The sequence below is a fragment of the Paraburkholderia sp. WC7.3g genome, assembly GCF_050436345.1.
GTDB classification, from domain to species: Bacteria; Pseudomonadota; Gammaproteobacteria; order Burkholderiales; family Burkholderiaceae; genus Paraburkholderia; species Paraburkholderia podalyriae.
Genome location: NZ_JBNDMA010000001.1, coordinates 1,017,886 through 1,041,340 on the forward strand (window position 1 = coordinate 1,017,886; position 23,455 = coordinate 1,041,340).

Here is a 23,455-nt window from a genome sequence, read left to right on the forward strand (position 1 = left end):
TTGCACGCGATTGCCAACGCAACCTGTGAACGTGCCACCTGTGAGAACAGCTCCTGGGCACCGCAAACTCTTTAAAGCGGTTTCGAGCTCGTGTACTCCCTCCCGTACTGCCTGTCGTGGGCGAGAAGTGCCCAGATGGTTCTTGCGATCTTGTTGGCTAGCGCCACGATTACCACGTTGAACGGTCGGCGTTTGCCGAGCTGCTCGACCCATGCGCCGGCCTTGTCTGGATGTCGCAGCACACTACGGGCGCCGTGGATCAGCAGCGTTCGCACGTAGGTGTCGCCTCTCTTGCTGATACCGAGCAGTTGAACCTTGCCCCCAGAGCCCGTTTGTTTGGGCACCAGGCCGAGCCAGGCAGCGAATTCCCGACCGGAGCGAAAGGCCTTCGCGTCGCCCATGGTCACGACAGCCGCCGTGGCGCTCAACAAGCCGACGCCCGGTATGGCCGCGATTGCCTGGCATGCGACGTCGTCTTTCATCCATGCCTGCAGGCGTTGTTCGATCCCGGCAATTTGCCGGTCCAGCCCCGTCAGACCACTCCACTGTTCCCGCATCGTATCGATCAGCATGGTAGGCAAACGGTCCGACAGCTTTGCCAGAATTCCCGGTATAGCCTTGTCCAAAGCCTCGCGGCTCTTGCCCATCACTTCGCCGTACTCGGCCAGCAGGCCTCGCAGACTGTTGATCTGCATCGTGCGGAACTTCACCAGTTGCTGCCGCATGCGGTGCAGTGCCAGCACGGCCTGCTGCGTTTCTGTCTTGACCGCGACCGGCTTGCTGGGTATCTGTGTGGCCATCCAGATGGCGCGCGCATCCGCTGGATCGTTCTTGTTGCCGATGTTGAACGCCTTGACGAACTTCGGCGGCATCAGCTTCACCTGGTGACCCATCTTCGTGAACTGGCGTGCCCAATGCTGCGCACCGCCACACGCCTCCATACCGATCAGGCAAGGTTCCCGGTTCGCGAAGTAGTCGAGAAACCTGTCTCGCCTGACTGCCTTTTTGATAACTTCACCTGTGTGCGGGTCGACCCAGTGCACCTGAAAGACGCTTTTGGCAATGTCGACGCCTACGGCCGTATGGTTCATGGCAGACCTCCTCCGGTTGGCTCTGAAGACCTCAATGATCTTCCGTTCCGACCGTACCGATACGGTCGGTCCGTGAGTGAGTATGTGTGTCTGTTCATCGCTTCCACCACTCGTGGGGTGGGAGGCGTCCATTCCATTTCCGTTCGGCAAGGCTGGCCGCCGAGGGGAATTAAGCGCGGGTTAGCATTGCTGCCAGAGCCGCATTGAGTGGGGATGGAGCCACCGCTCAACGGTCTGTTCCGACACGGAGGCCAGCGTGGAAAACGATAGCACGTTGTACGTAGGACTGGATGTCCATAAGGATTCGATCACGGTTGCGTACGCGATCGGCATGAGCGAAGTTGAACTGTTTGGCAAGGTCGGCACCATGCATATTGATATCGACCGGTTGTGCAAGAAGTTGCAAACAAAGGCGCGGCACATCTGCTTTGTCTATGAAGCGGGGCCCTGCGGATATGGGTTGTACAGGAGGCTGGTCGATAAAGGCTTCGACTGCATGGTCTGCGCACCGTCACTCATTCCACGGAAACCGGGAGATCGCGTCAAAACAGACCGTCGCGACGCGATCAAGCTAGTGCGTTCGCTACGCGCCGGCGACCTCTCGGCCGTACATGTGCCATCGATTGAAGACGAAGCGTTCCGAGACCTGGCACGCGCCTGGTCGGCTGCCAGGGAAGATCTGAAGGCCGCACGCTGCAGGCTCAAATCGTTTCTGCTTGCCCACGGCATTCATTACCTTGGTCACCCCAACTGGGGGCCCACCCACCGACGCTGGATAAGTACGTTCTCGTTCGACAGCGCATGGCAACAACTGGCGTTCAATGAACACCGGCGCACGATCGAAGACCGGCTCGCGCAATGTGAAAGGCTGGAACTGGCATTGCGTGAATCTGTCACCAGCTGGCGGTTTTACCCGGTCGTACTCGCGTTGCAGGCTATGCGCGGGATTAACGAGCTAACGTCAAGAGTGGTGTATGGGCAACTTGAAGGCAGGCGCTTTCAGGCGGCGAGTTTCTGCTGAACCGGTTGATCGTCTTTCACCTGTTCGCCGTCCTTGAAGGCAATGCCCTCCAGCAGCAGCTTGATCTGTGCAGGGCCGTTGATACGGCGCCAGGTTTTCTCGGCTTCCTCGATCAGCTTGAATGCCAGGCCCAGGAAGGTCGCTCGCGACACGCAGTTGCGCGTACGCGTGGTGCGGTGGCGCACGGTCGCGAACGTCGACTCGATCGCATTTGTCGTGCGCAGATGCTGCCAGTGTTCCGCCGGGTAATCGTAAAAGGCCAACAGGCTTTCCCGGTCCTTCTTCAACGTTTCGGTGGCTTTCGGATACTTCGCCGCGTAGACCGTCACGAAACGATCGAAGGCGGCGTATGCGTCAGCGCGCGTCGCGGCCATCCAGATCGCCTGCAGGTCTGCTTTGGCTTTGCCTTGCTGCGACTTCGGCAGCGCATTGAGCACGTTGCCCATCTTATGGAACCAGCAGCGCTGGCCTCGCGTCGCAGGAAACACTTCTTCCAGCGCGGCCCAGAAGCCCATCGCGCCGTCGCCGATCGCCAGCAGCGGACCAGCCTGCAGGCCTCTCGATTTCAGGTCGAGCAGCAGTTCCTGCCAGGACGCCTTTGACTCCCGGTACCCATCGCCGATCGCCACGCGCTCCTTGCGCCCATCCGGCCTCACGCCGATGATCACCAGCAGGCACTGGCCGTCCGAATTCTCGCTTCGCAGCCCCGTGTGGATCCCGTCGACCCACCAATACACGTAGTGCGATTTCGACAGATCACGTTGGCTCCAGCTGGCATGTTCGTCGGCCCACTGCGCCTTCAGGCGGCTCACCACATTGGCCGACAGACCCTTGGCATCTTCGCCTAGCAGGACGCTCAGAGCCTCGCTCATGTCGCCTGTCGAGATGCCTTTCAGATACAGCCACGGCAGCGCAGCACTCACGCGTGGCGACTTCCTCACATACGGCGGCACAATCGACGAATTGAACTTCACACCAGATCCTGATCGATCGCGAACCTTCGGGACCTTCACGGCAATTGGCCCAGCCGCCGTCAACACTTCGCGCTCAGGCAGATAGCCGTTGCGCACCACGGCGCGCTGGCCGTGCAAGGTCTTGACGTTCTCGAACCGCTCCAGCAGCGCCGCGAGCTCGGCTTCGATCGCCTGCTGGATCACCTGCCGGGCTCCGTGCCGCACCAGTTCGTCCAGACCCAGACCGGCTCCCGATAGACCAACGACTTCTTTTTCCGTAAACTTGTTCATGGTGGATGGTTTGTTGTTTGCTGGTTTCCGACTTCGACAATCAGATTCTCAGCTGAAACCTCCACCGCCTACAATCTCCCGCCTCAACTCCCCCGTACACCACTTCCGACTTTAGCTCGGGATTAACTTCACGTCGGCGATCGGCCTGGTCTCCGAGCTGGGTGACCTGTCACGCTTCGAGCATCCGCGACAGCTGATGGCGTGGCTCGGCGTGACGCCTTCTGAGCACTCCTCAGGCGGAAAGCGACGCCAAGGAAGCGTTACCAAAACAGGCAACAGTTATGCGCGCAAGCTATTGGTCGAATCCGCCTGGAGTTACCGCCATCCTGCCCGCGTGAGCATTGACATCCAGCGCCGGCATGAAGGGCTACCCAAGCCGATAATCGACCGTGCCTGGGACGCGCAACTAAGACTGTGCCGGCGATATCGCAAGCTCGTCGCCAGAGGGAAGACCGCGCACGTGGCCATCATCGCTATTGCACGCGAGCTGGCGGGCTTCATCTGGGACGTCGGCCGATTGGGAATGACGCTGGCTTTACCGCCAAGCGCGCAATCCGCATGAACAAAGGGCTGTACGTAAAAAGACCAACCAGTATCAAGAGTTTCCTGAAGGCGGCGCAGCCCGGTATTCGAGTAACCCGCGACCACGTTTGGCAACGGCATCAGTCGACTTGCGTAGTAAGGAAGCGGCAGGCTCATGAGACGGACCTCTGTAATGCGGCAACCAACCCGCGAATGTCAGCGTGATCCACCGTCGAGTTTTACTGCTACGCCGCCTTCAGGAAATTTGCTTTGACCATGGAGTAAATGGTGAAAACCGATCCAGATTGACACTGGGAGTCATATCAGCGGGGCGATAAAAACATCCGGCGCCTGCTGGTTCAGTGCGCTAGAGCTTACATGCAGCGACTCGGGCGCCAGAGCGGCCCACTTGCCGATTGGGTTCGTGCCTTGCTGGCGCGGCGCCACTCCAATGTCGTGGCCTGTGCTCTCGCGAATAAGCTGGCGCGCACCGCCTGGGCGCTGGTCACTCGAAATACTGTCTTCGATGCGAAGGCGGCTGTCATGCCTGCCTGACCAGCCGATCCCACACTGTTTTACCGAGTACCTATCTGGTTTTGCGACCGCTGAAATTTGATGACGTGAACGGCACACCGGCCTGACGGAAAACCCGAAAACGGGAATGGCTCTTGAAGCCGATGGAGTTTTTTGGGACCGTCAGGCGCGATTCTCATCGTGGCGCGGGGAGCTATCCCTACAATGACGCCGGATAGATTTTGGCAAGCCAACCACGCCGTCAAAAATCAAGGTTGCAAAAACGGGGGTGACCATAGATTCCCGTTTGCCGGTGCACGAATGTTGGTTCGCCTGCTCAAACGCGAAGCTATCAGGGTCGGGCGCAAACACGTCGGCACTCTGATGAAGCGCATGGGCATTGAGGCGCTGTACTGCAAGCCGAACACGAGCCGCCGTCATGCGAAGCACAAGATCTGGCCTTATCTGTTGCGGGGCATGACGATCAATCGGGCAAACCAGGTCTGGGCACTGGATACGAGCTATATTCCGATGGCGCGCGGCTTCTCGTCTATCTGACCGCCGTGGTGGACTGGGCCAGCCGAAAAGTACTGGCCCACCGCGTGGCGATTACGATGGAAGCGCTGCACGCTGTCGAGGCGTTGGAAGAAGCGTTTGCGAAATACGGGCAACCTGAAATCGTCAACACCGACCAGGGCAGCCAGTTCACCGCGACAGCGTTCACCGACGCCGTGCTCAGCAGGGGCATCCGCCTGTCCATGGATGGCAAAGGCGCCTGGCGCGACAACGTATTCGTCGAACGCGTGTGGCGCAGCGTGAAATATGAAGAGGTGTATCTGAAAGCCTATGAATCAGTCAGCCATGCGCGCCGCTCCATCGGCGATTACCTGAATCTTTACAACCAGAAACGGCCCCATTCGAGTCTGTCCGATCAGACGCCGGATGAGGCATACTTCGCGACGCTGCCAGCGATCAAATCGGCAGCTTGATGACCCCGGCGCTTCCACTTATAAATTCGATCTGACTGTCCGAACCAACGGCGCCACCTCTTTCCGCCGGGTACGGGGTACGATGCTTGCCCATAATCGGCACCTCCTTCTCCAAAGGATAGATGTCCGTTTTTCTGGGTCAACTTCAGGTGAACCAGATCGGGCGCCGGCGCGTAAGCGGGCTTAGCGATTGTTGGAGAAAGTGCTGACCACCGGAGCCAGAAGGACACGGACGTTGGGCGAACGTATCGGAAACCGACGGGTTACGCGGATGCACTGCGGATTGGAAAGTGATGAAACGCGCGATATCGGCCGCGTAAACGCAAAAACCCCACCGCGAGGGGTGGGGTTTCTGACGGGGTAAGGAGCCTGACGATTACCTACTTTCACACGGGCAATCCGCACTATCATTGGCGTGGAGTCGTTTCACGGTCCTGTTCGGGATGGGAAGGGGTGGGACCGACTCGCTATGGTCATCAGGCATGACGGGTTGCTGCGTCGCGGGGTGCGCGCCACAGCCAATCTGGAAGAAGTAGTTTCTGGTGATGCTCACCAGGGTAAGGCAGGTTGTGTTGTTTCTGGCACAACACTGATCTCAACCGTGTGTGGTCTGCATAAGACCCTGCGCTTTGCGCAGGGTGGGGCATCCATAAGCGCTGAAGCGCTAACGGCTGCCGACACACACCGGTTATAGGATCAAGCCTTACGGGCAATTAGTATCAGTTAGCTCAGTACATTACTGTACGTGCACACCTGACCTATCAACGTCCTGGTCTTGAACGACCCTTCAAGGGGCTCGAAGCCCCGGGGATATCTCATCTTAAGGCGAGTTTCCCGCTTAGATGCTTTCAGCGGTTATCTCTTCCGAACATAGCTACCCGGCGATGCCACTGGCGTGACAACCGGTACACCAGAGGTTCGTCCACTCCGGTCCTCTCGTACTAGGAGCAGCCCCCTTCAAATATCCAGCGCCCACGGCAGATAGGGACCAAACTGTCTCACGACGTTTTAAACCCAGCTCACGTACCTCTTTAAATGGCGAACAGCCATACCCTTGGGACCGGCTACAGCCCCAGGATGAGATGAGCCGACATCGAGGTGCCAAACACCGCCGTCGATATGAACTCTTGGGCGGTATCAGCCTGTTATCCCCAGAGTACCTTTTATCCGTTGAGCGATGGCCCTTCCATACAGAACCACCGGATCACTATGACCTGCTTTCGCACCTGTTCGACTTGTCAGTCTCACAGTCAAGCACGCTTATGCCATTGCACTATCAGCACGATTTCCGACCGTACCTAGCGTACCTTCGTACTCCTCCGTTACACTTTGGGAGGAGACCGCCCCAGTCAAACTGCCTACCATGCACTGTCCCCGATCCGGATCACGGACCAGGGTTAGAACCTCAAACAGATCAGGGTGGTATTTCAAGGTCGGCTCCACGCAAACTGGCGTTCACGCTTCACAGCCTCCCACCTATCCTACACAGACCGGTTCAAAGTCCAATGCAAAGCTACAGTAAAGGTTCATGGGGTCTTTCCGTCTAGCCGCGGGGAGATTGCATCATCACAAACACTTCAACTTCGCTGAGTCTCGGGAGGAGACAGTGTGGCCATCGTTACGCCATTCGTGCAGGTCGGAACTTACCCGACAAGGAATTTCGCTACCTTAGGACCGTTATAGTTACGGCCGCCGTTTACCGGGACTTCAATCAGGAGCTTGCACCCCATCATTTAATCTTCCGGCACCGGGCAGGCGTCACACCCTATACGTCCACTTTCGTGTTTGCAGAGTGCTGTGTTTTTATTAAACAGTCGCAGCCACCAGTTTATTGCAACCCTTTCACCCTTCTGGCGCAGGCCAGTCAGGCTATGAGGGCGTACCTTATCCCGAAGTTACGGTACCAATTTGCCGAGTTCCTTCTCCCGAGTTCTCTCAAGCGCCTTAGAATACTCATCTCGCCCACCTGTGTCGGTTTGCGGTACGGTCACTGTGAAACTGAAGCTTAGAGGCTTTTCCTGGAACCCCTTCCAGTTGCTTCGTCGCCTAAGCGACTCGCCTCGCACCCTTGAATCCCGCGCCCGGATTTGCCAAAGCGCCTTCTCCAATGCAAGGACCGGGACTTCCAACACCCGGACAACCTTCCGCGATCCGTCCCCCCATCGCATTTCACAATGGTGCAGAAATATTAATCTGCTTCCCATCAGCTACGCATTTCTGCCTCGCCTTAGGGGCCGACTCACCCTACGCCGATGAACGTTGCGTAGGAAACCTTGGGCTTACGGCGAGGGGGCCTTTCACCCCCTTTATCGCTACTCATGTCAGCATTCGCACTTCCGATACCTCCAGCACACTTTCCAGTGCACCTTCGCAGGCTTACGGAACGCTCTCCTACCATGCACATTACTGTGCATCCGCAGCTTCGGTATATGGCTTAGCCCCGTTACATCTTCCGCGCAGGACGACTCGATCAGTGAGCTATTACGCTTTCTTTAAAGGGTGGCTGCTTCTAAGCCAACCTCCTGACTGTTTTAGCCTTCCCACTTCGTTTCCCACTTAGCCATATTTGGGGACCTTAGCTGGCGGTCTGGGTTGTTTCCCTCTTGACACCGGACGTTAGCACCCGATGTCTGTCTCCCGTGATTGCACTCTTCGGTATTCGGAGTTTGCTATGGCGTAGTAATCCGCAATGGACCCCACAACCATGACAGTGCTCTACCCCCGAAGGTGATACACGAGGCACTACCTAAATAGTTTTCGGAGAGAACCAGCTATTTCCAGGTTTGTTTAGCCTTTCACCCCTATCCACAGCTCATCCCCTAACTTTTCAACGTTAGTGGGTTCGGTCCTCCAGCACGTGTTACCGTGCCTTCAACCTGGCCATGGATAGATCACCTGGTTTCGGGTCTACACCCAGCGACTGGACGCCCTGTTCGGACTCGCTTTCGCTACGCCTGCCCTAATCGGTTAAGCTCGCCACTGAATGTAAGTCGCTGACCCATTATACAAAAGGTACGCCGTCACCCCTTCGCAGAGGCTCCGACTGTTTGTATGCATGCGGTTTCAGGATCTGTTTCACTCCCCTCCCGGGGTTCTTTTCGCCTTTCCCTCACGGTACTGGTTCACTATCGGTCGATCACGAGTATTTAGCCTTGGAGGATGGTCCCCCCATCTTCAGACAGGATTTCACGTGTCCCGCCCTACTTCTCGTACACCCAGTCCTTCCATGCTGTTTTCGTCTACAGGGCTATCACCTGCTATGGCCGCACTTTCCAGAGCGTTCGACTAACAATACAGATAACGTGTACAGGCTGCTCCCATTTCGCTCGCCACTACTCTGGGAATCTCGGTTGATTTCTTTTCCTGCGGTTACTTAGATGTTTCAGTTCACCGCGTTCGCTTCGCGTAGCCTATGGATTCAGCTACGGATACCTCAGAAGAGGTGGGTTTCCCCATTCGGACATCTCCGGATCAAGGCTCGTTTGCCAGCTCCCCGGAGCTTTTCGCAGGCTACCGCGTCCTTCATCGCCTGTGATCGCCAAGGCATCCACCACATGCACTTGTTCGCTTGACCCTATAACGGGTGTGTCTCTGTCGACCAGTGTTAGCGCTTTAGCGCTTACTCTGGTCCCATCCCCGGAGGGGACAGGTTCCCGAAGGAGTCGACCATTCACGTTCCGCTACAGGTTGAGTATTCGTGTTGCGCCGTATTCCAAAGCGATCTCTCGATCACCTTTAAAATACATCGATACAATCACAACCCTGATTCACCTACTCACACACCCATCTCCAGGCACGCTTTCGTGAATCTCCTTACTACTTCTTCCTGATTGTTAAAGAACGACAGCCGGTATCAGGCTTGTGCCTCATACCGCCCTGACTGGCTCAATCGCCAATGCGCAACGCTCTGCCTTCATGCAGAGCCCTGCGCATTGAGGATTGGTGGAGGATGACGGGATCGAACCGACGACCCCCTGCTTGCAAAGCAGGTGCTCTCCCAGCTGAGCTAATCCCCCAGTCCCACAGATATTCCAGAGGCCCCAGCCCTTCAGCTCACCAGACAAGACACTGGTGGGTCTGGATGGATTCGAACCATCGACCCCCGCCTTATCAAGACGGTGCTCTAACCGGCTGAGCTACAGACCCCTGAGCCTGTCTGCGTTTCTTTCATCACCACAGCCGATAAGCGTGAGCACTTGACGCGAGCAATGCATAGCTCTGGAAAGGAGGTGATCCAGCCGCACCTTCCGATACGGCTACCTTGTTACGACTTCACCCCAGTCATGAATCCTACCGTGGTGACCGTCCTCCTTGCGGTTAGACTAGCCACTTCTGGTAAAACCCACTCCCATGGTGTGACGGGCGGTGTGTACAAGACCCGGGAACGTATTCACCGCGGCATGCTGATCCGCGATTACTAGCGATTCCAGCTTCACGCACTCGAGTTGCAGAGTGCGATCCGGACTACGATCGGTTTTCCGGGATTGGCTCCACCTCGCGGCTTGGCAACCCTCTGTTCCGACCATTGTATGACGTGTGAAGCCCTACCCATAAGGGCCATGAGGACTTGACGTCATCCCCACCTTCCTCCGGTTTGTCACCGGCAGTCTCCCTGGAGTGCTCTTGCGTAGCAACTAGGGACAAGGGTTGCGCTCGTTGCGGGACTTAACCCAACATCTCACGACACGAGCTGACGACAGCCATGCAGCACCTGTGTTATGGCTCCCTTTCGGGCACCCCCGGCTCTCGCCAGGATTCCATACATGTCAAGGGTAGGTAAGGTTTTTCGCGTTGCATCGAATTAATCCACATCATCCACCGCTTGTGCGGGTCCCCGTCAATTCCTTTGAGTTTTAATCTTGCGACCGTACTCCCCAGGCGGTCAACTTCACGCGTTAGCTTCGTTACCAAGCCAATGAAGGCCCGACAACCAGTTGACATCGTTTAGGGCGTGGACTACCAGGGTATCTAATCCTGTTTGCTCCCCACGCTTTCGTGCATGAGCGTCAGTATTGGCCCAGGGGGCTGCCTTCGCCATCGGTGTTCCTCCACATCTCTACGCATTTCACTGCTACACGTGGAATTCCACCCCCCTCTGCCATACTCCAGCGCTGCAGTCACCAATGCAGTTCCCAGGTTAAGCCCGGGGATTTCACATCGGTCTTACAGCACCGCCTGCGCACGCTTTACGCCCAGTAATTCCGATTAACGCTCGCACCCTACGTATTACCGCGGCTGCTGGCACGTAGTTAGCCGGTGCTTATTCTTCCGGTACCGTCATCCCCCAGGGGTATTAGCCCCGGAACTTTCTTTCCGGACAAAAGTGCTTTACAACCCGAAGGCCTTCTTCACACACGCGGCATTGCTGGATCAGGGTTGCCCCCATTGTCCAAAATTCCCCACTGCTGCCTCCCGTAGGAGTCTGGGCCGTGTCTCAGTCCCAGTGTGGCTGGTCGTCCTCTCAGACCAGCTACAGATCGTCGGCTTGGTAGGCCTTTACCCCACCAACTACCTAATCTGCCATCGGCCGCCCCTTGAGCGCGAGGTCCCGAAAGATCCCCCGCTTTCCTCCTCAGAGCGTATGCGGTATTAATCCGGCTTTCGCCGGGCTATCCCCCACTCCAGGACACGTTCCGATGTATTACTCACCCGTTCGCCACTCGCCACCAGACCGAAGTCCGTGCTGCCGTCCGACTTGCATGTGTAAGGCATGCCGCCAGCGTTCAATCTGAGCCAGGATCAAACTCTTCAGTTCAAACCTGTTACTGTTTTCGGTCCATCTCTGAACCGGTCGCTCACTCAACGTACTGACGATGATCAATCCGTCTTCCGACAGATCAACCTTCCTCTGTTACTGTGTGAGGCTTCCTGATACTGTTGCCTGACAGCAGGTTCCGCAGAACCCGCCGTCGCACTGCGCATCAAGCGCCCACACTTATCGGCTGTTAGTTTTTAAAGATCGTTCCGCCCAACCCGCAGCACCTGCACCACAACCACCGGCACCGCTTCGTTTGCGTCGCTGCATCTGCAGCAGAGAAGCGAGATTATGGAGAGCGGTCCGTATTCCGTCAATACCCTTCAGCGAATTTCTTTTGGGGACAGCCTGCGACGACACAGCTTTATGTGTACAAAAAAGACACGAAGCCCCTTGCACAAGGAGCAACATGCCTCTATCTAGGTTGGGTCGCGCGCATGCACACGGACTGCACACCCCGCAGCCTCACGCATGCATGCGACAACAGCCACGATGATTTGATGTGCACCCATGAGCGCGAACCCCCAAGCTCGTATATAATGCGAGCCGCGCAAAATTTCGCATATCCATCGGCCCGCTTCGAGCGGGCTCATCTTTTTTGCTCCCCAGAGCACAGCCCAACAACCGCGTTGAGTCACATCAGGTGATGCTGAGCCCTGCTCGAAACGCCTGACGGTAGCGTCTTGCGTCTCATAGCGAAGCCTCTAGAGGAAATTACGTGAACCCTTTTGATCGCGAAGATTCGCAACACGAAGCCGCCGCCTTCACTGCCAAAGTTCCGTCCGGCCGCTCGGCCAAAGGCAAGGGCGCCGGCAAAGCGATCCCCGTGGCAGCCGATCTGCCGCCGCAACAAGCCGAAGAACGCCAGCGCCTGATGCGTGCACTGATCCAGTTGGGCAAAGAGCAAGGCTACCTGACCCACGCGCAGATCAACGACCACCTGCCCGACAACTTCACGGCAACCGCCGCGATCGACAGCATTGTTAGCGCGTTCAGCGACATGGGCGTGCAGGTCTACGAGCAGGCGCCGGACGCGGAGACGCTGCTGCTCAACTCGAACGCCCCGTCCGTGGTGTCAGACGACCAGGCCGACGAAGAAACCGAAGTCGCGCTGTCGACCGTCGACTCGGAGTTCGGCCGCACCACCGATCCCGTGCGTATGTACATGCGCGAAATGGGCGCGACCGAGTTGCTCACGCGCGCAGGCGAAATCGCGATTGCAAAGCGCATCGAAGACGGCCTGCACGAAATGGTGCAGGCGATCGCCGCGTGCCCGCTCGCGATCTCCGCGATCCTCGCGAGCGCACAGCAGGTCGCCGACGGCGAGTTGCGCATCGATGAACTCGTCGACGGTCTGAATGAAGAGACGGCCGCCGCAGAAGAAGTCGCGAGCGCCGATGCGGACGCCGAGGAAGACAGCGATGCCGACGCAGAAAACGACGAAGAAGACGACGATGACGCCAGCGCGGCCGATTCGTCCGCGGCGGACGAAGCTCGCCTGAAGCAGCTCACGAGCGACTGCCTCGAAATCTTCGCCCAGGTCGGCATTCTGTACGACCAGATGAACGCGGCGCACACGCGCGGCGACGTCACCTCGAAGGCCTATCTGCGCGCCCGCGAAGACATTCAGCAGCATCTCGCGAAGATCCGCTTCACCGCACGCACGATCGACCGTCTGTGCGGTGAGGTGCAGCACCAGGTTGCGCAGGTGCGCGCGATCGAGCGCAACATTTTGCAGATCGTCGTCTCGAAGGCCGGCATGCCGCGCGAGAAGTTCATCGAAACGTTCGCGGGTAGCGAGGCCGACCTTGGCTGGACCGAGCGTGCCGCGCGCACCGGCGCGTCGACCTATGGCGCGGCGCTCGAGCGTCATCTGCCGGCGATCCAGTCCGAACAGCAGAAACTGATTGACATCGAAGCGACGGTGTCGCTGCCGCTCAAGCATCTGAAAGAGATCAATCGGCAGATGGTGGCCGCCGAATCGAAGATGCGCAAGGCCAAGAGCGAGATGATCGAGGCGAACCTCCGTCTCGTGATCTCCATCGCGAAGAAGTACGTGAACCGCGGCATGCTGTTCCTCGACCTGATCCAGGAAGGCAACATCGGTCTGATGAAGGCCGTGGACAAATTCGAATACCGTCGTGGCTGGAAGTTCTCGACCTATGCGACGTGGTGGGTTCGTCAGGCCGTCACGCGTTCGCTTGCGGATCAGGCGCGCACGATCCGCGTGCCGGTCCACATGATCGAAACGATCAACAAGCTGAACCGCATTTCTCGCGAGATCCTGCAGCAGACCGGCCAGGAAGCGCATCCGGCGGTGCTCGCGGAACGCATGGAACTGTCGGAAGAGAAGGTGCGCGGCATTCTGAAGATCGCGAAGCAACCGGTGTCGCTCGAAACGCCGGTCGGCGACGACGGCGATGCGACGCTGGGTGACATGATCGAAGACGCTGGCGTGTCGTCGCCGGCGGATGCCGCGATGCAGGCCGACCTGCGCGCCGCGATCGATGACGCGCTTGACTCGCTGTCGCCGCGCGAAGCGAAGGTGCTGCGCATGCGCTATGGCATCAACACGAAGTCGGATCACACGCTCGAAGAAGTGGGCAAGCAATTCGACGTGACGCGCGAGCGGATCCGTCAGATCGAGAGCAAGGCGATGCGCAAGCTCATGCATCCGAGCCGCGCGGACCGTCTGAAGTCGTTCCTCGACCGATAAGCGTCTGCCATGCTTGCCGTGCGCTGCACGGCGAGCTGACACACCCTCAGAATCTAGCAGCGGGATGAACCGGTCGACGGTGAGTCCCGCTGTTTGCTTTGTGCTGTACCTTCCGGTAAGCCTTCACACGCGCGAGTTCTTCGCTTCGCTGCTCCGTTGTTATCTACCGATTTTGGGAACAGGCCTGTGGGCAACCTGCGCATGACTGCGCTCACTCATTGAGAGCATTGAGAGCATTGAGTGAGCGCATTGAGTTTCGTGTTCAGAAGGCGCCCCCATGATCGAGCAGGTTCAGCATGCCTTCGCCGGTCAGCGCCGCCACCACGGTGTTTTGACCCAGCATGTGCGGATCGAGGTAGCCGGAAACCTGCAGCGTGTCGGCGGCAAAGCGCATCCGCCGATGCAGCACGATCGGCGCGCCGAAGCCGAGCGTGAACACGATGGTCGCAAGGTTGCCGCACTGCAAGCCGATCAGACGCGCAACGCTTACGTTACTGTCGAAATGCAATTGCGAGCCGAGCGACATATTGCCCATCACATGGCGCGTCAGCGCCGCGACATAAAAGCCGCGGATCAGCATCGTGCCGATGGAGAACAGCGCATAAAACAGAAACAGCGATCCGAGCGCGGCCCGCGACGGCGCCGTAGCCGCCCCCAGCACGTGGCCGACATGCATCGACGCGAGAGCGCCCTTCAGGAACATCATGAACAGCACGGTGAACAACACAACCACGCCGACAAACGTAACGAGAAACAGACCGTAGACAGCCCACGCGCGCCCCTTGAAGCGAAACGCCAAGCTACCGAAGCTGCTTTCGTTGATGCGACGCTCCGTGAGACGCATCGATGACCACGGCGTCATCTGGCCAAGCGTGAGTACGCAGAGCAGCGCATACAGCAACGTGCGCACGCCGTATCCGAGCGCCGAGCCGGTCATGCCGCCGCGAATACCGCACCACTGCGTGCGGCTTAGCCGATAGCGCTGCGCGCCGAAAAACGCGCCCGCCGCGAGCACGACGATCAGCAGATATAACGCGATGACAGGCACCGCAACGACTGCCACGCTTTTCGTCAGCATGCGCAAGACTACGCTCAGCGCACCGGCCGCGAACGCCGCGCTGAACACGACCACGATTGCGAACAGAAAGCCCTTGAATAGCTCGCCCCCGGTGCCCGTGTACTCGAAGCGCTCGTCCTGAAACCGCATGTGCGTCCAGACATAGCGGCGGTTATTCGTCGTTGCCCAGAAGCGGTAAATGCCGAGGGTCAAAATTTGCAGCAGAAGGTTCTTGAAAAAGATCCCGTAGAGGTCGCCGAGCGTGCCGTCGTAGATCAGCAGCGGCCGCTTCTCGTCGAGTGAATTCATTGCATTGCCCTCTTTTCCTCATTTGATGTTTTTGTGGCCCGCTCACGCATCTCGTGCGGCACTTGTATGCGGCATGCGTGCGGGAACGCGACGGGCGACGGTTATTTCCCACGCGAAGACCGGCTCGTGTGGCGCGAGCCCATGTAAAACCGGTCTTTCAGCCACTCAGGGAACCAGGCAAAACGGAAGCCGGCCGGTAAACAGGATAATTACACGGTTTCTTAACTTTATAAATGGCATTTCCGCATATAAATCGGCCATTTCCATTACAAGTTTTAGCAACAGGCGAATTTATTCGAATTGCATATTCTCGAAGATAAGGCGCGCAATAACGACTTCATTCGGAGCGATCGCTCGCGGGCCCTCTCACGCGTGCGGACCGCTCGACGCGGCAAGCCCGTGCGGCTTCACCTGCAGCATGCCGAGGTCGGCCTGATAGAACGGCATGTGGGGAGGAAAACGATTGCGCATTCGCACGCAATGCGATTCGCAATTAATAAGGAATGCGGTGAGTTCTGTTAAATGGCCACAATTTTTGGCGTTTACATAAAAAACCTGGCTGCACATTATATGCTCGCCGGATAATTCGCCGCATTGCACTGATTGCGTTGACGCGATCAAGATTTTATTTCCGCTCAACGTACTGCTCGAGCGCGCGCTTCATTCGGCGCAAGCCGGTTTCAATCTCCTCCACACCCGGCGCGGCAAACGACAGACACAGCGCCGCCCTATCGACCGCGTCCTGATAAAACGCGACGCCCGGCACGAACATTACGTTCTGTTCGATGCACACGCGCAGATAGTCGGACGCATCGCGTACCGCGTCCAGACGCGCCCACACGAACATGCCGCCCGCCGGACGACGAAACGCGATCTGCGTGCGCGAGCATCCAGCCGACGCGCAAACCCGGCGCGACGATCTTCGACAGGTGTACAGCAGTTTCAGCGCGGGACGCAGCGTGCCCACTTCGAGCAATGCGGCGAGCTGCGCGACGTCGAGGCCGTGTTGATCCACGGGCACCGTGACAACGTCGGCCTGTTGCAGCTTCAGCGCCTGCAACGTGGCCGGATACGCGGGCTGCTCGACGAGTGCGACGTCGCCGGCGCGACCATCCCGCGCAGCAGCAGATCGAAGCCTTGTTGCGAGCGGGTCGTCACCAGCAGGTCCGCTGGCGCGCATGGGGCGCCGCGCCGCGTCATCAGCTGCGCGAGCTGGTGACGGCCGCCTGTCTTTCGTGTGATATCGATTGGAATAAAGGCACTACGCCAGTGACTACACCACGTTCCTCTCGACGATCGGCCGGTTGTCGAGCACGCGCACAAAGCTTAGTGAACTGAGGTCAAGCGTCGCATAGCGGCCATGCAGAATCAATTCGCTGATGCCGCGTCCGGTTGCCGGTCCTTGCTGCAAACCGTGGCCGCTGAAGCCGTTCGCGAAGATGCAGTTCTCGACCTCCGGATGATGGCCAATGATCGCGTTCTGATCGAGCACGTTGTATTCGTAATAGCCGGACCAGCAGTTCTGCACACGCAGCGCCTCGAATTGCGGCACGCGATTGGCGAGCGTCGGCCAGATCACTTCGTCGAATAGCGCGTGATCGACTTCGTCGAGCGGTAGATCGTCGGGGTCGTTATCGGCCGATGGCGACGTGCCGCAGATATAGGAATTGCCTTCGGGCCGGAAGTACACGCCGCTCGGATCGATCAGCAGCGGGCAGCGTTCGAGCTTTGCCGGCGACGTCACGTTGAAGATGCTGCGCCGCCGCGCATAGACGGGCAGGTCGATGCCGATCATCTGCGCGACCTTGCGCGACCACGCGCCGGCCGCGTTGACGACGACGTCGCACGCATAAGCCTCGCCGTCCGCGGTTTGTACTTGCGTGACGCGGTTGCCGTCGCGACACAGCGGCGGTGACGTCGGCCGCGACATAGCGCGCGCCGAGTGCCTGCGCTTTCTTGCGCAGCGCCTGCACGAGACCGTAGCCGTCGAACCAGCCCTCGCCGCTTTCGCCATAAGCGCCGGCGACGAGGTCGTCGGTATTGAGCCAGGGGAAGCGCGTTTGCAAGTCGTGCGTGTCGAGCAGGCTGATATTTGCGCCGAGGCTCTTTTGCAGCGCGTGGTTTTCGCGCAGCGTCGCTTCACCGGCGGTTGTCGCGAGAAACAGGTAACCGCCTTCGTGCAGATCGATCGAGGGCCGCGTGCCGCCGACTTCGAGCCGCTCGCCGATCGAGCGCAGAAACTCGATGCCGAACAGCGACATCTGAATCGAAAGCGGCGTCGAAAACTGCTGTCGGATCGACGCCGCCGACAAGGCGGACGACGAACGCGCATAGGTCGGATCGCGCTCGATCACCGTGACGCCGACTGTCGGATCGGACAGCCGCAAAAAATACGCAATCGAACTGCCGATCACCCCACCGCCGACGATCACGACTTTCGAACTCACGTCTCACTCCACGAGTAACGCTGCAGCTCCGCAACGCCGGGCGGCGCAAACGGATTGTTAAAGAGCGCGCGAGTCGGCGCGCGTCATCACTTCGCGCTCGCGCCCTCAGTCGAGATTGAAGTCGATACCCTGAGCAAGCGGCAACGCCGACGAATAGTTCACCGTATTGGTCGCGCGACGCATATACGCCTTCCACGCATCCGAACCCGATTCGCGGCCGCCGCCCGTTTCCTTCTCGCCGCCAAACGCGCCGCCGATCTCCGCGCCGCTCGGTCCTATGTTGACGTTCGCAATGCCGCAGTCGCTGCCTGACGCGGACACGAAGCGTTCCGCTTCGCGCAGGTCGTTCGTGAACACGCACGACGACAAACCGTGATGCGCGGCATTGTTCGCCTCGAGCGCATCGGCGAACTCGGCGTAACGCAGCACGTAAAGAATCGGCGCGAAGGTTTCCTTCAGCACGACCGACGTTTGCGACGGCATCTCGACGATAGCCGGACGCACGTAGTAGCCGCCCTCATAACCCTTCACTTCGACACGCTCCCCGCCGAACACCTTGCCGCCCTCGGCCTTCGCCTGCTGCAGCGCTTCCTGCATGCGCTCGAACGATTGACGGTCGATCAGCGGCCCCATCAGCGTGCCCTTTTCGAGCGGATTGCCGATCGGCACGCGGCTATAAAGCTGCTTCAGACGCTCGACGGTCTTCTCGTACACGCTATCGTGCACGAACAGACGGCGCAGCGTGGTGCAGCGCTGACCGGCCGTGCCGACGGCCGAGAACAGGATGCCGCGCATCGCGAGTTCATGGTCGGCCGTCTGCGTGACGATGCCTGCGTTATTGCCGCCGAGTTCGAGCAGCGAGCGGCCGAAACGCTTCGCCACTTCGACGCCAACCTTGCGACCCATTCCCGTGCTGCCCGTCGCGCTGACGATCGACGCGCGCGGATCGACCACCAGCTTTTCGCCCACGTCGCGACCGCCGTTGATCAACGCGGTCAGACCGGCTGGAGCGTCGCCGAATTCCTTGAGCGCATCTTCGAGAATCCTGTTCACGGCCAGCGCCGAGAGCGGGGTCTTTTCCGACGGCTTCCAGATCACTGCGTTGCCGCACACCAGCGCGAGCGCCGCATTCCACGACCACACCGCCACCGGGAAATTGAATGCCGAGATCACGACGCAGGTGCCGAGCGGATGCCACGACTCCGCCATCCGATGGCCCGGGCGCTCGGACGCAATCGTCAAACCATACAGCTGGCGCGACAGACCGACCGCGAAATCGCAGATGTCGATCATCTCCTGCACTTCGCCCATGCCTTCCTGCAGAATCTTGCCGGTCTCCAGCGAGACGAGGCTGCCGAGCGCCTGCTTCCGTTCGCGCAGCCGATTACCGAGCAGCCGCACCAGTTCGCCGCGGCGCGGCGCCGGCACGTTGCGCCACACGGCGAACGCGTCTTTGGCCTGAGCGAGCGCCGCGTCGACCTCGACCGCCGTCTGGCTGACCACACGGCCGATGAGCTCGCCGGTGATCGGCGAATGAACCGCGATATCGCCGGCTTGCGCGGCGTGGGCAATGCCGAGATCGGCGAGGATGGTGGACGCGTCCATGTGAACCCCTTTAATTTCCGATACGAAACAAGAGTAACTTCGGAAACTATACACGCGGGTTTTTGTGGCGGCAAGGAATGCTTGAGCAGTGAAATGCCGGTTGACAACGGGCGGCGGTGTTTCCAGAAGGAAACCCCGTGAGCTTCGGCGCGGTGTCTCCGGTCCGCGCGTCAAGCCGCTGTCGCGCCGTTCTCTTCCGCCACTGCGATCAACCGGTCGACCAGCGCACGGGCGAACGGCGGCAAGTCCTTCAGACTGCGCACGCAGATCTTCAGCTTGCGCTCGGCCCACGGATCGTTCAACCCGACGATCGCGATCTGCATCGTTTTTCTGTGCCGCAGCGCGACCGACTCCGGCACGATGCCAATTCCGACGCCCGCCTCGATCATCCGGCACGCGGCCTCGAAGTTACCGACCTGGATGCGAAGTTTGAGCCGCGCGCCGAGTGCATCGGCGGCACTGGTGATGAACGCGTGAATCGCGCTCGACGTCGGCAGGCTCACGAAGTTCGCGTTGAGCACCTGCGAGAAATCGACCGACGCCCGCCTGGCGAACGGATGATCGCACGACGTAACGAGCACGAGTCGGTCGTCGCGATACGGCAGCATCTGCAGATGCTCGGCATGCACGTTGCCCGCGACGATGCCGATATCGGTCGCGCTTTCGGCGACGCCCTTGACGATCTCGCCGCTCAGCACTTCGCGCAGATCGATGTTCACGTCCGGATGATCGCGCAGGAAACGGCTCAGCACGGCCGGCATGAACTCGCTGATCGCAGTCGTGTTGGCCCAGATGCGCACGTGGCCCTTGATGCCCTCGCCGTACTCCTGCATGTCACCGGCGAGGTGCTCGACGCGTTCGAGCACGAGCCGCGCGTGATGCACGAAGGCCTCGCCCGCGGGTGTCGGCGTCACGCCCTGGCTGGTGCGATAGAGCAGCTTGAAGCCGAGCTGCTCCTCGAGATTCTTAACCCGGTTGCTGGCGGCCGGCGCCGACAGGTGCGAACGCTCCGCGGCACGCGCGAGGTTGCGCGTGTCGGCGATGTGCAGGAGCAGGCGTAAATCGACGAAATCGAAGTGCATGATGAAAGCTGCTGGCGAAGCATGCGCAGGACAAACTTTCATCTTAACCGGGTGCGGTGGAATTTAGCCGGGGAAAGATCCGAATCGACGGCCCCCGTCATACGCGTACAGCCTACGCCGACTCTCGCATCATCTCCGCTTGCGGCATCAGCTCAACATCGGGCGAAATTTCTTCGAGCGTCTGCTGACTCGTTTCGATGCGCAGCGCGAGAATCGCGACGCTCAGCAACAGCAACACGCCACCGACCATCGTCAGCACGCCCGTCACGCCGAATTGCGTGTACAGCAGCAGCGCGACGTAGGGTGTCGACATCGAAGCCGCGCGGCCGCAGGTGCCGGCCACGCCCGTGCCACGCAGGCGATGCGCGGTTGGGAACAGCTCGGGGATATAACCGAACAGGCCGAGCGTGCAGACCGTGTAGATCGTCGTGACGAGCGCGAAGCCGACGACCGCGATCGGCACCGGCGCACGCATCTGCACGTAGACGAAGCCGAGCGCGATCGTCGCGAGTGAGAACAGCACGATGCCGTTGCGTCGCCCGAGGCGGTCCGTCACGAGATAACCGACGACAGCGCCGGCCGGCGCGCCGAACGACATCAGCAGTACGAAGCCGAGCGACTGCACGATGGTCAGGCCTTCGTTGACGAAGAACGTCGGCAGCCACGCGACGAAGCCGTACAGCGACATGTTGATCGCCATGCAGGTCAGCGCGGCGACCAGCGTGCGGCCGATCATGCCGCGCGCGAACAGCGCCGAGAACGGCGCGACCGGCACCTCGTGACTGACGACGCGCGCGACTGGCGGCAGTTTGCCGACCCGCGCCTCGACCTGTCGCTCGATCGCCGCAACGGTGGCCTCCGCCTCTTCGAGCCGGCCAACCGTTTCTAGCCAGCGCGGCGACTCCGGCATCCGATGCCGCAGGAACCACACGACGAGCGCGCCGACGCCCGCGATCGCGAACATGTAGCGCCAGCCGAGATGCGGAATCACCCAATACCCGATGGCGGTCGCGCCGAGCAGGCCAGAGTTGATGATCAGCGCGAGCAACGCGGTCCAGCGGCCGCGGGTGGCGGGTGGCACGAATTCGCACAGCGTGCCGGCCGCGACCACGAGTTCGGCGGCCGAGGCCGATACCCATGATGAAGCGCAGCAGGATCAGCCAGTAGATGTCCGGCGCGAAGCAGGCGGCGAGCGATGCGATGCCGAAGATCGCGAGGTTGGCTTGATACGAATAGCGTCGGCCGAAGCGGTCGCCGAGATAGCCTGACAGGCCCGCGCCAATCATCATGCCCATGAAGGTCGCGGAGATGAAGAACGAGCCGAGGCGAAGATCGGTGAAGCCGGTTTTGACCATCGCCGCGAGCGCGCCGTTGGCGAGATAGATGTCGAAGGCGTCGAGGAAGGCGCCCGCGCCGATCAGGCCGAGGATGTTCCAGTGGAAGCGGCTGATCGGAAGGCGGTCCAGACGGGCGCCGGAGTTGATGGGGGTTGGCAAAATTTGTCTCCTGTCTTCTCAAGCTGCGCGCGGGCGAGTGGCGCGCGCGCGGAACAGTTCTGCGAGGCTGCCTTTGTTGGATGCGGCGGCTCAGGGCAGAGTGCTGAACGGCCGTTGCTAAATCGTGCAGCGCCGTATGCCTTAAGAGTGCGACAGGTGACGTGAAGTGTGAATTGGGTTTTTTGGAAGTCGGTGTTCCGGTTTGATTAAGGGAATGGAAAAGAGGCGACTTGCATGCCTGAAAGGCTGCGGCGCATCGGAATGTCGCTCCATTTATCCAGTTGTCTGGTTCCGCGCGGCCAGCTCTGTGCCGGCGCTCCGCGTGACAGAGTCGCTGCGGTCCGTCCTCGTATTGATGAACCATGCGGAAATCGAAGCCAGCAAGAAACAGCCGACGAACAGGTGGAAGACGACATTGAAGTCGTTATTCGTGCTGGTCAGGATGTAACCGACGATCAGCGGGGAAAGGAATCCTGCCAACTGACCCGCTGCATTGACAAAGCCGATCGCCGACCCGACGACCTTGTTTGGCAGCGCGACATTCGGGATGGTGTACAGCGAACAGCCCGCCATGGTTGAGAAGAAATAGCCGATCGTCTGATAGAACACCGCCGTTTCCACAGTCGCGGCATGGGCCGTCAGATAGGCAAAGATCGCGGCCACAATGCAGCCGAGGACGACCAGCAATTCGCGACGATTGCGGAAGAACTTATCGGAGAGAAAGCCCGTGATGCAATAGGCGATCGTGCCGACCAGAAATGGCACCGACGCCATAATGCCCATTCTGGCCGTCGAAAGGCCGCGCGCCTTCAGCAGATACGTCGGGAACCAGCTCATGATTCCCCAGGAGGCGATGCTGAAAACGAACAAGGTGACAAAGCACCACCAGACCAGCGGCGTTTTCACCAATCCAGCAAAATCCACTTTGCCGGCGGATTCAGACAATGTTTGTTCGCTGGTTCCGATTTCCTCCAATTCGATATCCGAAACGTGCTTGCTGTCCTTCGGGCTGTTTCTCACATAGATCCAGCCGAATACGGCCATCGCGATACCGGGTATGAACAGACTCGTGAAAATGGCGCGCCATCCCCACGCGGCCATCACGGCCGCCACGAACAGCGGCGCCAGTGCGGGTCCCAGCGCATTCGTGGTCATCATCAGCCCGATCGCCCGTCCCACTTCGCGCTTTGGGAACCATGCCGACAGTGCCTTGAACGCGGCGGGAGGAAACAGCGCTTCGCCAATGCCGAACGCGACCCGCACCACCAGCATCAAGCCGAGCGAATTGCACAGTCCGGTAAACGCGGTGAAAATCGTCCACCACGTGATCCCGATTGTCGTCATCAGCCGCGGGCCGAATCTGTCTGCCAGCAGGCCAGCCGGGATCTGACATAGCGCGTAGCTGAAAAAGAACGCACTGAGGATTCCTCCCATTTCCATCGCCGACAGATGAAACTCGGACGCAATAAATGGGATAGCCGCTGCCATGATCATTCTGTCCATATAACAGAGCAAATAGATCGCAAACAGAATGAGCAGAACGAAATAGCGATGTCTCCAGCGAAAGCGCATGAGGTCTTCCTTATTATTAAACGACAGCGATGACAC

7 protein-coding genes, 2 tRNA genes, 3 rRNA genes and 7 pseudogenes are annotated in these 23,455 nt (G+C 59.4%); 5 read left to right on the forward strand and 14 right to left on the reverse strand.

Annotation, left to right across the window (positions count from 1 at the left end; translation table 11 throughout):
- Positions 1–71 precede the first annotated feature (71 nt).
- On the reverse strand, positions 72–1,091 hold the full coding sequence (locus OKW43_RS04780; RefSeq protein WP_187638716.1) for an IS110 family transposase: 1,020 nt from the start codon (positions 1,089–1,091) through the stop codon (positions 72–74).
- Between the two features lie 256 nt (positions 1,092–1,347).
- Here OKW43_RS04780 and OKW43_RS04785 point away from each other — a divergent pair.
- Positions 1,348–2,055 (forward strand): annotated as a pseudogene (locus OKW43_RS04785) (IS110 family transposase); the annotation flags it as partial.
- 35 nt (positions 2,056–2,090) lie between these two features.
- Here OKW43_RS04785 and OKW43_RS04790 read toward each other — a convergent pair.
- Positions 2,091–3,356, reverse strand: coding sequence for an IS256 family transposase (locus tag OKW43_RS04790; protein ID WP_429445585.1), 1,266 nt, complete (start codon positions 3,354–3,356; stop codon positions 2,091–2,093).
- 118 nt (positions 3,357–3,474) lie between these two features.
- On the opposite strand from OKW43_RS04790, the pseudogene OKW43_RS04795 reads away from it, so the two are divergent.
- The 3 pseudogenes from OKW43_RS04795 to OKW43_RS04805 all read left to right on the forward strand — a co-directional run.
- A pseudogene (locus tag OKW43_RS04795) lies at positions 3,475–3,918 on the forward strand (transposase); the annotation flags it as partial.
- Between the two features lie 284 nt (positions 3,919–4,202).
- Positions 4,203–4,433: pseudogene (locus OKW43_RS04800) on the forward strand (IS110 family transposase); the annotation flags it as partial.
- A 258-nt stretch (positions 4,434–4,691) separates the two neighbouring features.
- A pseudogene (locus tag OKW43_RS04805) lies at positions 4,692–5,380 on the forward strand (IS3 family transposase); the annotation flags it as partial.
- 367 nt (positions 5,381–5,747) lie between these two features.
- Here OKW43_RS04805 and rrf read toward each other — a convergent pair.
- The 5 genes from rrf to OKW43_RS04830 all read right to left on the reverse strand — a co-directional run bounded on the left by rrf (position 5,748) and on the right by OKW43_RS04830 (position 11,135).
- Positions 5,748–5,861: ribosomal RNA gene (rrf, locus tag OKW43_RS04810) — 5S ribosomal RNA — on the reverse strand.
- 211 nt (positions 5,862–6,072) lie between these two features.
- Positions 6,073–8,954: ribosomal RNA gene (locus OKW43_RS04815) — 23S ribosomal RNA — on the reverse strand.
- Between the two features lie 366 nt (positions 8,955–9,320).
- Positions 9,321–9,396: transfer RNA gene (locus tag OKW43_RS04820), tRNA-Ala, on the reverse strand.
- Between the two features lie 53 nt (positions 9,397–9,449).
- Positions 9,450–9,526: transfer RNA gene (locus OKW43_RS04825), tRNA-Ile, on the reverse strand.
- 76 nt (positions 9,527–9,602) lie between these two features.
- Positions 9,603–11,135 (reverse strand): 16S ribosomal RNA (locus tag OKW43_RS04830).
- Together the 16S, 23S and 5S rRNA genes with 2 tRNA genes alongside form the textbook arrangement of a ribosomal RNA operon.
- A 718-nt stretch (positions 11,136–11,853) precedes the next feature.
- Between OKW43_RS04830 and rpoD the strand changes: the two genes are divergently transcribed.
- Positions 11,854–13,851, forward strand: coding sequence for an RNA polymerase sigma factor RpoD (gene rpoD, locus OKW43_RS04835; RefSeq protein ID WP_187638929.1), 1,998 nt, complete (start codon positions 11,854–11,856; stop codon positions 13,849–13,851).
- A gap of 262 nt (positions 13,852–14,113) precedes the next feature.
- On the opposite strand, the gene OKW43_RS04840 is transcribed toward rpoD, so the two are convergent.
- The 7 genes and pseudogenes from OKW43_RS04840 to OKW43_RS04870 form a co-directional block, all read right to left on the reverse strand.
- Positions 14,114–15,217 (reverse strand): YjgN family protein, encoded by a 1,104-nt coding sequence (locus OKW43_RS04840; RefSeq protein ID WP_429445587.1) that lies wholly within the window; start codon positions 15,215–15,217, stop codon positions 14,114–14,116.
- A 625-nt stretch (positions 15,218–15,842) separates the two neighbouring features.
- Positions 15,843–16,438: pseudogene (locus OKW43_RS04845) on the reverse strand (aminotransferase class I/II-fold pyridoxal phosphate-dependent enzyme); the annotation flags it as partial.
- Between the two features lie 52 nt (positions 16,439–16,490).
- A pseudogene (locus OKW43_RS04850) lies at positions 16,491–17,664 on the reverse strand (NAD(P)/FAD-dependent oxidoreductase).
- 105 nt (positions 17,665–17,769) lie between these two features.
- Positions 17,770–19,269 (reverse strand): L-piperidine-6-carboxylate dehydrogenase, encoded by a 1,500-nt coding sequence (gene amaB, locus OKW43_RS04855; protein ID WP_429445589.1) that lies wholly within the window; start codon positions 19,267–19,269, stop codon positions 17,770–17,772.
- A gap of 170 nt (positions 19,270–19,439) precedes the next feature.
- The gene (locus OKW43_RS04860; RefSeq protein WP_187638925.1) at positions 19,440–20,351 is read right to left on the reverse strand and encodes a LysR family transcriptional regulator; all 912 of its coding nucleotides are present in this window, start codon (positions 20,349–20,351) and stop codon (positions 19,440–19,442) included.
- A 112-nt stretch (positions 20,352–20,463) separates the two neighbouring features.
- Positions 20,464–21,847, reverse strand: a pseudogene (locus OKW43_RS04865) (MFS transporter).
- A gap of 273 nt (positions 21,848–22,120) precedes the next feature.
- Complete coding sequence (locus OKW43_RS04870) at positions 22,121–23,419, reverse strand: MFS transporter (protein ID WP_429445591.1); 1,299 nt, start codon at positions 23,417–23,419, stop codon at positions 22,121–22,123.
- Between the last annotated feature and the right edge of the window lie 36 nt (positions 23,420–23,455).